The 11570-nt window shown below is 37.6% G+C and carries 12 protein-coding genes; 4 read left to right on the top strand and 8 right to left on the bottom strand.

The genetic code is table 11. The annotated features are described in order from the left end of the window. Nucleotides 1–123 precede the first annotated feature (123 nt). Together COO03_RS27140 and COO03_RS17310 are read left to right on the top strand one after the other, a co-directional pair. Nucleotides 124–297 carry a hypothetical protein gene (locus COO03_RS27140; protein ID WP_097898346.1) on the top strand — a complete coding sequence of 58 codons (174 nt, stop codon included), beginning with the start codon at nt 124–126 and terminating at the stop codon, nt 295–297. Further along, nucleotides 298–492: a YwbE family protein gene (locus tag COO03_RS17310; RefSeq protein WP_097898347.1), complete on the top strand. Its 195-nt coding sequence runs from the start codon at nt 298–300 to the stop codon at nt 490–492. A 90-nt stretch (nt 493–582) separates the two neighbouring features. Here COO03_RS17310 and COO03_RS17315 read toward each other — a convergent pair whose 3' ends face one another. The 6 genes from COO03_RS17315 to zapA all read right to left on the bottom strand — a co-directional run bounded on the left by COO03_RS17315 (nt 583) and on the right by zapA (nt 8157). After that, nucleotides 583–1782 carry a class I SAM-dependent rRNA methyltransferase gene (locus COO03_RS17315; RefSeq protein WP_097898348.1) on the bottom strand — a complete coding sequence of 400 codons (1200 nt, stop codon included), beginning with the start codon at nt 1780–1782 and terminating at the stop codon, nt 583–585. Nucleotides 1783–2293: 511 nt separating this feature from the next. Continuing rightward, nucleotides 2294–2983 carry a 23S rRNA pseudouridine(2604) synthase RluF gene (locus COO03_RS17320; RefSeq protein ID WP_097898425.1) on the bottom strand — a complete coding sequence of 230 codons (690 nt, stop codon included), beginning with the start codon at nt 2981–2983 and terminating at the stop codon, nt 2294–2296. Nucleotides 2984–3190: 207 nt separating this feature from the next. Continuing rightward, on the bottom strand, nt 3191–5551 hold the full coding sequence (locus COO03_RS17330) for an endonuclease MutS2 (protein WP_097898349.1): 2361 nt from the start codon (nt 5549–5551) through the stop codon (nt 3191–3193). A gap of 20 nt (nt 5552–5571) precedes the next feature. Then, nucleotides 5572–7290 (bottom strand): DNA polymerase/3'-5' exonuclease PolX, encoded by a 1719-nt coding sequence (polX, locus tag COO03_RS17335; RefSeq protein ID WP_097898350.1) that lies wholly within the window; start codon nt 7288–7290, stop codon nt 5572–5574. 56 nt (nt 7291–7346) lie between these two features. Beyond that, nucleotides 7347–7886 carry a CvpA family protein gene (locus tag COO03_RS17340; RefSeq protein WP_097898351.1) on the bottom strand — a complete coding sequence of 180 codons (540 nt, stop codon included), beginning with the start codon at nt 7884–7886 and terminating at the stop codon, nt 7347–7349. 1 nt (nt 7887) lies between these two features. Further along, nucleotides 7888–8157: a cell division protein ZapA gene (gene zapA / locus COO03_RS17345; RefSeq protein ID WP_141523127.1), complete on the bottom strand. Its 270-nt coding sequence runs from the start codon at nt 8155–8157 to the stop codon at nt 7888–7890. A gap of 123 nt (nt 8158–8280) precedes the next feature. Here zapA and rnhC point away from each other — a divergent pair, with 123 nt between their 5' ends. Together rnhC and COO03_RS17360 are read left to right on the top strand one after the other, a co-directional pair. Then, nucleotides 8281–9219 (top strand): ribonuclease HIII, encoded by a 939-nt coding sequence (rnhC, locus tag COO03_RS17350; protein ID WP_097898353.1) that lies wholly within the window; start codon nt 8281–8283, stop codon nt 9217–9219. A 386-nt stretch (nt 9220–9605) separates the two neighbouring features. Further along, complete coding sequence (locus COO03_RS17360) at nt 9606–9854, top strand: hypothetical protein (RefSeq protein WP_097898355.1); 249 nt, start codon at nt 9606–9608, stop codon at nt 9852–9854. A gap of 37 nt (nt 9855–9891) precedes the next feature. On the opposite strand, the gene COO03_RS17365 is transcribed toward COO03_RS17360, so the two are convergent. Continuing rightward, nucleotides 9892–10026 (bottom strand): YuzL family protein, encoded by a 135-nt coding sequence (locus tag COO03_RS17365; RefSeq protein WP_097898356.1) that lies wholly within the window; start codon nt 10024–10026, stop codon nt 9892–9894. Nucleotides 10027–10128: 102 nt separating this feature from the next. Continuing rightward, nucleotides 10129–11520, bottom strand: coding sequence for an asparagine--tRNA ligase (asnS, locus tag COO03_RS17370; protein ID WP_097898357.1), 1392 nt, complete (start codon nt 11518–11520; stop codon nt 10129–10131). Between the last annotated feature and the right edge of the window lie 50 nt (nt 11521–11570).

An 11570-nucleotide genomic window follows, 5' to 3' on the forward strand; every position in this document is an offset into this window, starting at 1 on the left:
AAGTCTATAAATGTGAAAAGAATTATATGAAAATTCAATCTGACTTCATTTCTTTTCACAACAATGTTATGATGGAATTCACGACTATTGTTTATAATTAACCTAATATAAAGGAGTTTTACCATGTCAGAAAATAAAAAAGTAAGCTTAGCTGATTTAATGCGCGAACAACTTGCGAAGAAAAAGCAAGGAAATGGAAACGGATCAAATGCTGCAAATCAAAGTCAAGCAACGAAGAAATTACAAAGCCAACAAACGAAAAAAACAAACAACCAACGCAGACGTACAGGTGTGTAAATGAACGGACAAAAACGTACTAACATTTCACCAGGTCTTGAAGTTGATATTGTGTTAAAGAAAGATCAACGTACTGGTACACTCACTCGAGGAATTGTAAAAGATATTTTGACAAACTCACCGGCTCATCCGCACGGCATTAAAGTACGATTGCAAGATGGACAGGTTGGCAGAGTGCAACATATTGTGCAATAGAAAAAGGAGCTCAATTTCACATGAGCTCCTTTTTTTATGCTTTTTTTGTCCGTAAGTCGATATATTGGAAAAAACACTGATATATTGTGCTTAACCTTTGATTTTTTCAATGAACACTACTTTTAAGTAGTTACCTTCTCTGAATTGATCAATTGTACGGAAATCTTCTGGCAGTGAATGTTCTTCTAATATTTTGTATTTGCCATTCATTTCTTTAAATGCTGTGTCGATAAAGCATTTAAATTTTTTCATATCGAATGTACTACAGTTTGTGGAAGCGACGATGATACCATTGTTTTCTGTAATTGCGATTGTTTCTTTTAATAAGTTTTTGTAGTCTTTCGCCGCACTAAATGTATATTTTTTAGAACGTGCAAAGCTTGGTGGATCTAGTATAACCATGTCAAATTTCATTTGTTTCTTTGCTGCATATTTAAAGTAATGGAATACATCTTCCACAATAATATCTTGTGCTTCATAATCAATTCCGTTTACACTAAATTGCTCAATTGTTTTACTTAAACTACGGTTAGCAAGGTCAACACTTGTTGTTTTTGTCGCTCCGCCAAGTGCTGCGAATACTGAGAAAGCACCTGTATAAGAGAACATATTTAACACTGTTTTTCCTTTCGCATATGTGTCACGAATTTGTTTTCGAACATTGCGCTGATCTAAAAATACACCAACCATCGCCCCATCGTTTAAATAAACCGCAAAGTTTACACCGTTCTCTTTCACGATGATTGGGAACTCACCGCGTTCTCCTGTAACAAAGTCATCGTCTTCCATATACTTTCCTTTTGTATCAAAACGTTTCTTCTGATAGATTCCTTTGAAGTTTGCTACTTTTTGAAGAGCTCCAATAATTTCATTTTTAAAGGCATAAATCCCTTCGCTATACCAGCTTATTACATAATACCCATCATAATAATCAATGATTAAACCGCCAAGTCCATCGCCTTCACCGTTTACGACGCGGAATGCAGTCGTATCATTCGATTTATAAAAACCTTTTCTTTTATGTAGCGCCGATTTGATTTTTCTCTCAAAGAAAGATTGGTCAATGTGTTCCTGCTCTTTTCTCGTTAAAATCCAGCCGTATCCTTTATTTTGCTTTCCGTAATAGCCTTTCCCAAGAAATTGGTTCTTCTCATCAAGCAGTTTAATAATTGTACCTTCTTCACGCACATCATGTAAATTTTGAATTGCATCTTTTAAAATAAGCGGATAGCCACTTCTAATTTCTTTTATAAATTTTGGTTTTATCTTTACAGTTACTTCTGATCGCATGTAATGTCTTCCTTTCCATCTGAATGCTTTCTATCTATATAAATCCATTTAAATTTTTCAACATATAAGTTGCTGCTATGCAGAATAAAACATAACCTGCACTTACATTCTCTCTTTGTTTTCACCCTTGCATGTGGCAGAAAAAGGCCCTGACCGCTTCTATGCATGGCCAGATGCTCTCGTCCACCTAAAAAAAGGAGTTTTTATGTCAGTTTTTCAACTTGTATTTATATAATAGGAAGCATTTAAAAAACGAGGCTTAAAAGTAGCCTCGTTTCACTATACCATATTATTGCTTTTCTAGTACAACCAGCTCATCATGGATGAATAATTGGCATTTCATTCATAAGGAAGGTATACTCCTCCTCAAACGTTATTGAACGACAGTATGATATGATGTGAGTGAAACTGCATAGGTGTTATGCGTTTACATACAGATTACGTGCAAAAATTCATAAAGTACTAGCCTTCTTTCAATCAACAAGCCATTTCTCCACAACAACTTCTTCCCTTATAGTTGTTCCAGTAGTTCTTGTAATTCTTGCTCTGTGACATTTCGCCACTCTCCAGCCTCTAATCCATCAAGTTTCATATTCACAATTCTTACGCGTTTTAGTTTCGTTACTGTGTATCCAAAAGCCCGGCTCATTCGGCGAATTTGCCTATTCATTCCTTGCGTTAAAATAATTCGAAATGTAGAATGATCTACTCGCGTCACTTTACATGGCTTCGTCATTCCGTCTTTAATTTTCACGCCACGGGACATTCCGTCAATAAACCAATCTGTAAATGGCTTATCAACTGTTACAATATATTCTTTTTCGTGCTCATGATCCCCGTGTAAAATTTGATTAGCAATTGCTCCATCATTCGTTAATAAAATCAATCCTTCTGATGCTTTATCTAAACGACCAACTGGAAAAATCCTCTCCGGATGATTGATATAATCGATGATGTTTCCTTCAATATGTTCTGCTGCAGTACAAGTAATACCAACTGGCTTGTGAAAGGCAATATAGATTTTCTCCTTGTTCGCTTTTTTAATTTTTTTACCATCAATTGTTACAATATCTTTAGGTGTAACAATCGCACCATGCATACAAACTTCGCCGTTAATTACCACGCGGCCCGCTTTAATGAGGCGGTCTGTTTCTCGCCTTGAGCAAGATAATGCTTCGCTTATAAATTGGTTAATTTTCATGTCGTATTCCTTTTTCCTATAGATTATCCGAAAAGAAAAAGCGTCAATCTCAGGCGGTATAATCATGCTGAGATTGACGCTCCTTTACTTCGCAAAAACCACTAAATAAATAACCCCAATCACCAAAAATATGCCGCAACAAGCTAACAATACTTTTGCAAGTTTGTCCATAAACATACTGGTTTACCCCTTTTGTTTGGTTGTTTGCTATTTTAATTCGACAACTGTTACGCCGAGGCCTCCCTCGCCCATATCACCATAGCGGAAGTTTTTCACACCGCGATGTTTTTTCAAGTAATCTTGTACACCTTGACGAAGTGCTCCTGTTCCTTTTCCGTGAATGATAGATACACGCGGATAGTTGGCAAGCTGTGCATCGTCTAAATATTTTTCTACACGCATCATTGCATTTTCAAAGCGTTCACCGCGAAGATCAAGTTCTAAGGAAACATGGTAGTCTCTTCCTTTAACAGTTGCAACTGCTTTTTTCTCTACTGGTTGCGGTGTATTAATGTATTCCATATCAGATTCTTTCACTTTCATCTTCAGAATACCAATTTGAACATTCCACTCATTATCACTTACTTTTTTGAGAAGCTGTCCTTTTTGACCGAACGTTAATACTTTTACTTCATCGCCTGGTCGTAGCTGTTGTTTTGGCGCTGTGTTTTTCACTTTTACTTTTTGTTTTTTCACAAGCTCTGGTGCTGCCCCTTCTAGGCGGCTTTTCGCTTCAATAAGCTCATGATCTTTCACGTTTGCAAGCTGAGCTTTACGCAATTGACGAAGTTCGTGAATGATACCTTCTGCTTCTTTCTTTGCAGCTTCGACTTTTTCTTCGCCTTCTTTTTGCGCTTTTAATAATCTTTCATCGCGCTCATCGTTAAATTCAATAATTTGACGTTGTAATTCACGATGCAGTTTTTCAGATTGCTTACGATGTTCTTCTGCTTCATTCCATTCGCGCTCTGCATTTTTTTGACTTTCTTCTAGCTTCGCAATCATATTTTCGATTTTATTTGTATCCGTACTAATATGATTACGAGCACGATCTATTACACGTTCAGATAAACCAAGGCGTTTTGAAATTTCAAAGGCGTTACTGCGTCCTGGTACACCGATTAATAATTTATACGTTGGACTTAATGTATTCACATCAAACTCAACGCTCGCGTTAATGACTTGTTCACGATTGTAGCCATATGCTTTTAGTTCTGGATAATGCGTCGTTGCGACAACGCGCGCTCCACGGTTATATACTTCGTCTAAAATGGAAATCGCAAGCGCAGCCCCTTCTTGTGGGTCTGTTCCTGCACCTAATTCATCGAATAGCACTAAACTTTCAAAATCAGCTTTTCCTAAAATATCGACAATGTTCACCATATGAGAGGAGAACGTACTTAAACTTTGCTCAATCGATTGCTCATCACCGATATCAGCGAAAATATTTTTAAATACACAAATCTCTGATTCGTCTTGTACAGGGATATGAAGACCAGATTGCGCCATTAATACACAGATGCCGACTGTTTTTAATGTAACTGTCTTACCACCTGTATTCGGTCCTGTAATAACGATTGTTGTGAAGTCTTTCCCTAACATAATATCGTTTGGCACAATGACTTTTGGATCGATAAGCGGGTGACGCGCTTGTCGTAAATCCATATAGCGCTCATTATTTACAATCGGTTTCGTCGCTTTAATTCTCTTCGCATAAAATGCTTTCGCAAAAATAAAATCAAGATTTGCAATTACTTCAACATTTGCTAATACGATATCTGCTTCTAATGCTACTTCTTCTGTTAACATCATTAAGATGCGTTCTACTTCTTGTTTTTCTTTCACACGTGCTTCTTGCAATGCGTTATTTAGTTCTACAATGACTTGCGGCTCGATAAATAACGTTTGTCCAGATGCGGATTGGTCATGAACAATACCGCCATATACACCGCGGTATTCCTGCTTTACAGGAATTACATAGCGATCATTACGGATTGTTACAATTGCATCTGATAGCATCTTCTGAGCACTTGAAGAGCGTGTCATATTTTCAAGTTTCTCACGAATACGGCTTTCTGCAGTGCGGATTTGGTTACGAATACCACGCAGTTTATCACTTGCGCTATCGACTACTTCGCCGCCATCACCGATGCAGTTCGTAATTTTCTTTTCTAAATCATATAAAGACACAATTTGTGCGACATGCGTTTCTAAAATAGGTAGCTCTACGCCATTATCAACCATATCTTCAATAAATCGTTTCATTTGGCGGCTACCATACATTGTACTTGCAACATCAAGAAGCTCATGTGGGCTTAGCATACTACCGATTTTCGCACGTTTTACATTTGGGCGAATATCAAAAATCCCGCCAAGTGGTGCTTGTCCTTTTAGGCGAATCACTTTCGCTGCTTCATCCGTTGTTTCTTGCATTTCTACAATTTCTTCAAAATTTGTACTTGGCACAAGCCCCTTCACCTTATCACGACCAAGTGAAGAAGCAGTATGTTCAAGTAATTGTTCTTTTACTTTATTATATTCTAATACACGCAACGTTCGTTCTAACATAGTTGCACGTCCCCCTTGTATTACTTATTCCGTTTTATATAGTCTAATAAACGTTCAATATCCCATGTGTTAATCACAGTATCTTTTTGAATCCAGCCTTTACGTGCTGCCGCTACACCTGTTTCCATATCTTCTAACATTTCCAGTGTATGAGCATCCGTATTTATTGCTACTTTTACGCCAGCATCTTGCGCTTGTTTTAGTAACTTTGCACTTAAATCTAAGCGGTTCGGATTCGCATTTAACTCTAAAACTGTATCTGTTTCTTTCGCGAGTTCAATCAGTAAATCTGTATCTACATCATACCCTTCGCGGCGTCCAAGTAGACGGCCTGTTGGATGAGCAATCATTGTAACATGCTGATTTTCAATTGCTGTACGAAGGCGTTTCATAATCGTTTCACGGTCTTGTGAAAAGCTAGAGTGAATTGCACCAATTACATAATCAAGCTCTGCTAATACCTCATCATCAAAATCTAGCGTTGCATCTGGCAAAATGTCCATTTCAATCCCGCGCAAAATTGTAATATCCGGATATTTTTCATTAATGCGCTCAATCTCTTTTCCTTGTTCACGAAGACGCTCTTTCGTTAAACCGTTTGCTACTTTCAAATATTGTGAATGATCGGTAATTGCCATAAATTTATACCCACGCTCGCGGCATGCTTGTACCATTTCTTCAATCGAAAAAGCACCGTCGCTCCATGTTGTATGCATATGTAAATCACCTTGTACATCAGAGAACTGAATTAAATTCGGATATTCTTTAATTAACTCAATCTCTTTTCCGTCTTCACGTACTTCTGGTGGGATAAATGGCAAACCAAAATGAGCAAAGAATGCTTCTTCTGTTTCAAACGTCTTCACTTTACCTGTTTCTAAGTTTTCCACACCATACTCACTAATTTTTTCACCTTTATCTTTTGCAATTTGGCGCATTCTTACGTTATGATCTTTTGAACCTGTGAAATGATGAAGCGTTGTAATAAATTCCTCAGGTTTTACAAGACGGAAGTCGATCGAAATATCGTATTCATATTGCAGACGAACCGATACCTTTGTATCACCACTTGCAATGACTTCAATCATATTATCAAACTGCAGTAAATGTTCACGTACCGCTGCTGGCTCTGTCGTTGCAATGATGAAATCTAAATCTTTCACTGTTTCGCGAACACGGCGTAAACTACCCGCACGAGAGAATCGAACAATTCCCTGGATATTCGACAATTTCTCTTCTATTTCCCCGGCAATAGGTAAGACCATTGCAATCGGTAAACGCTCTGGACGAGAGCCAACTTGAGCGATTGCTTCTAATATTTTCTCTTCCGTTTTTTTACCGAACCCTGCAAGTGCCTGTACTTTATTTTCTTCACAAACCTTTTGTAATGATTCCATATCAATCACGCCAAGCTCTTTGTACAGCTTTGCTACTTTTTTGCCGCCAAGCCCTGGTAATTTTAATAACGGTAATAGACTGCTTGGCACTTCTTTTTCAAGTTCTTGCAATACCCCTGATGTCGCCGATTCAATATATTCTTGAATAACTGCCGCTGTTCCTTTTCCGATGCCTGGAATCTTTGTGAAATCTTCAATTTCAGAAAGACTGCGATCATCGCTTTCTAGTGCTGCTGCCGCTTTACGAAATGCGGATATTTTAAATGGATTTTCGCCCTTAAGCTCCATAAAAAGGCCGATTGTCTCCAGTAATTTAATCACTTGTTTTTTATTTACTTTCATTCTTGCCCCCGCCTTTCTTTCATAGAAAAAAACTTCTCTTTCCGAAAAAAGAGAAGTTATGCTCTGCTACCTGTCTGCCATAGTTCCTTCACCTTTTCAGAAAGAATCGGTGTATCATCTACAATTATTTTGCTAATTGATGATTTTTGTAATGGTGTTTGTACTTGTTCAATCGGAAGAATTGTTCCAATAATAATTAAGACAAACAAAATAATATACACCTCTAAAAAGCCAAGAATTGCTCCAGCAAACGCATTTACTTGCTTTAAAACCGGGATTTCTGCAAACATATTCAGCAAATTACCAAGCAATGAAAGTGCGATTTTTGTAATAATAAATAATATAATAAACGCAATTGCTTGATAGAAAACAGACTCAATATTATTCGCATCAATCCATTCTGGAACAGATACATTCTTACTGAATGGATACGGAATAATTTTCGCAAGCGCTGGCGCTAAATCTTTACAGTACCAGTATGCAACAAGGTATGCGATAATAAAACTTGCTAGCTTTACAAGTTGCAAAATAAATCCTCTTCTTAAACCGAGGAAAAACCCCATAACAAGCAGTAAAATGATAATAATATCAACCATGTTATTCCATTCCTTTGTGTGTCATACTTTCTTTCAATTTTTCATGTGCTTCTTTTAATTTTATGTAATCGTGTATGACGTTTACCGCCGTCAATACCGCTAGTCTACTCGTATCAAGCGAAGGATTCCTGGCATTGAGTTCGCGCATTTTATCATCCACAATCGCTGCTACCATGCGGATATGGCTTGTACTTTCATCGCCAACAACTGAATATTGTTGACCATAGATTTCTACATTAATTCGACTTTTATTTCCCTTTTGTTGTGACAACTCATCGGCCTCCAATCACGTACAGAATCCTAAAGTTTATCATACCATGAACCATCATAATATGGAAACAGAAAGAACAATCCGATATGATAAAAATAACTATATAAAAAAGGAGCGACCATCTTGTCAAATTCTATCGTAATACAAACAAGTTCTAAAACAATTGAAGACATGCAGCAGCAGTATAAACAAGCAATTGCCCCAAAAGTTCCGCAGGGCGGTGTCTTTATGGCAAAAGTCCCATCTTGTACCATTACTGCTTATAAATCCGGCAAAGTAATGTTTCAAGGAGGACGTGCTATAGAAGAAGCTGCACGCTGGCAAAATGTTTCTCAAGCACCGAAATCTTCTGTTAAAAAAACAGCGGATTCACATCGTTATGCCCCGCCCTCTTCTATTGGAACAATGTCTATCATTGGCTCTGATGAAGTAGGTACTGGAGATTACTTTGGACCGATGACAGTTGTTGCTGTATATGTCGATGCAAAACAAATTCCACTCTTAAAAGAACTTGGTGTAAAAGACTCTAAAAACTTAAATGATGCTCAAATTGCTGAAATTGCAAAACAACTCCTTGCCGTTGTTCCTTACAGCTCGCTCGTTTTACATAATGAAAAATATAACGAACTGTTCGAAAAAGGAAACAATCAAGGTAAACTAAAGGCACTCTTACACAATAAGGCTATTACAAACTTACTAGCAAAGATCGCGCCGACAAAACCAGAAGGCATCTTAATCGACCAATTCACGCAGCCAGATACATACTATAAATACTTGGCAAAACAAAAAGAAGTGCAGCGCGAAAACGTCTATTTCGCTACAAAAGGTGAAAGCGTCCATTTAGCAGTTGCAGCAGCCTCTATTCTAGCTCGGTACTCATTTGTAAAACAGTTTGATGAGCTAAGCAAAAAAGCTGGTATGTCACTTCCAAAAGGTGCAGGCAAACAAGTTGATATTGCCGCAGCAAAATTGATTCAAAAGCTAGGAAAAGAACGTCTTCCTGAATTTGTGAAACTTCACTTTGCAAATACAGAAAAGGCATTTCGCTTATTGAAAAAATAGTTATTTTCAGTATGGACAGGATATAAATGAACTAAACAAGGCGAAAAGAATTGTGTTCTTTTCGCCTTGTTTTTCGTTCTATATAAATACAAATTGAAGACCTACATAAAACCTTTCTTTTTAGATGGGAAAGAGCATCCAGCCATGCATAGAAACGGTCAGACCCTCTTCCTGCCCCATGCCAAGTTAAAACCAAAGAGAGAGAACGAGTGCAGGTCACTTTTTGTTCTTCATAGCCATGACTTATATGCTGGAAAATCAAAGTGGATATATTATTTATATGCATTATCAACTACATAATAAATCCCATTTATAGTATCTTTAGTGTATACCAATTATATACTGAAGCTAGCATATCTCATCTGAAATAAAAGGAGGCGCACCAAATGACTCACACCAAAATCAAAAAATCACTATACATACTCGTCCATTTAATTGGTCCTCTTACTTACTTTATTGTCTCTATTATTTGGGGAGTCCTCACTTCTAAACCTCTCATGGAAAACGTCACAGATAACCTTTGTATTATGGCAATCTATTATGTGTTCGTTAGCTTACTGTGGTTTGTCTATTTCGATCGCTTAGACAAAGACATAGATAAAGTTGTACAGGAAATTCAAGATAAAAACATATAAAGAAGAGTAATCGATATGACTACTCTTCTTTATATGTTTAGCTTTGGTTTTGTTTCTTATTTGAGGAAGGTACCTTATAAGAACCCGTTTCGTGTGTAGTCGTTCCTTGTCCTTCAACTTGTGAAGAACCAAGGCTTGCTCTAGAAGGATCTTTTTTGACTTTTTTGCCCATTTTGTTCACCCCCAACGTTACTTTTTACTTCAGGGTGAGAAACTATACAGGAGAAAAAATAACAAAAAAGCGAGAAGATCTCCTTCTCGCTTTTTTACCATCTTAAAACTCCGCAGAACCTGGAGTTCTTGGGAATGGAATTACGTCACGGATGTTTGCCATACCAGTGATATACATTAGGAAACGTTCGAAACCTAGACCGAATCCAGCGTGTTTTGTACCGCCGTATTTTCTAAGCTCTAAGTACCACCAGTAGTCTTCTTCATTCATGCCTAATTCTTTAATTCTGTCTACTAAAACATCCATTCTTTCTTCACGTTGACTTCCGCCGATTAATTCGCCGATGCCAGGAACTAGAAGGTCAGTAGCAGCTACTGTTTTACCGTCATCATTTAAGCGCATGTAGAATGCTTTAATATCTTTTGGATAGTCAGTTACGAATACAGGGCGTTTGAAGATTTCTTCTGATAAGTATCTTTCGTGCTCTGTTTGTAAGTCAATACCCCATTCTACTGGATATTTGAAGTCTGCACCTGATTCTTGAAGCACTTTAATTGCTTCTGTATATGTGATGCGACCAAAGTCAGAGTTGATTACGTTGTTCATGCGCTCAAGAACTGTTTTATCAACGAAGCTGTTGAAGAATTCCATTTCTTCTGGTGCATGCTCTAGTACATATTTCATTGCATATTTCAGCATATCTTCTGTAAGGTTCATTACATCACCTAATTCAGCAAATGCAATCTCAGGCTCAACCATCCAGAACTCAGCTGCGTGACGAGTTGTGTTTGAGTTTTCTGCACGGAATGTAGGTCCGAATGTGTACACATCACGGAACGCTAATGCATAAGCTTCAGCATTCAGCTGTCCACTTACTGTTAAGTTTGTTTCTTTACCGAAGAAGTCTTTTGATTCATCAACTTGTCCGTCTTCACCTTTTGGTACGTTGTTTAAATCTTGCGTTGTTACGCGGAACATTTCGCCAGCACCTTCTGTATCACTACCAGTAATAATTGGTGTGTGAACATGTACGAAGCCGCGCTCTTGGAAGAACTGGTGAATTGCAAATGCTGCGATAGAACGTACGCGGAACGTTGCTGAGAATGCATTTGTTCTTGGACGTAGGTGAGCAATTGTACGTAAGTATTCAAACGTGTGACGCTTCTTTTGAAGTGGGTAATCAGAATCTGATAAGCCCTCGATATCAATTTTGTCTGCTTTAATTTCAAATGGTTGCTTCGCTCCAGGTGTTGCAATTACTTTACCTTCTACTTTAACTGAAGAGCTAAGTGGAAGCTTTGCAATTTCTTTGAAGTTCTCTAATTCTGTATCGAAAACGATTTGAACGCTTTTAAAGAAGCTACCATCGTTTAATTCGATGAAACCAAATGCTTTTGAATCACGTAAGTTACGAATCCAACCTGATACTTGTACTGTTTGATCTGCGTATTTATCTGTATCTCTATACAGACTTTTTACTAATGTGTTTTCCATAATGAAATTCTCCTTTGCTGATATATTTGAATACAAAAAAACCTTTCATC

The sequence above is a fragment of the Bacillus sp. AFS098217 genome (genome assembly GCF_002551815.1).
Lineage (GTDB): Bacteria > Bacillota > Bacilli > Bacillales > Bacillaceae_G > Bacillus_A.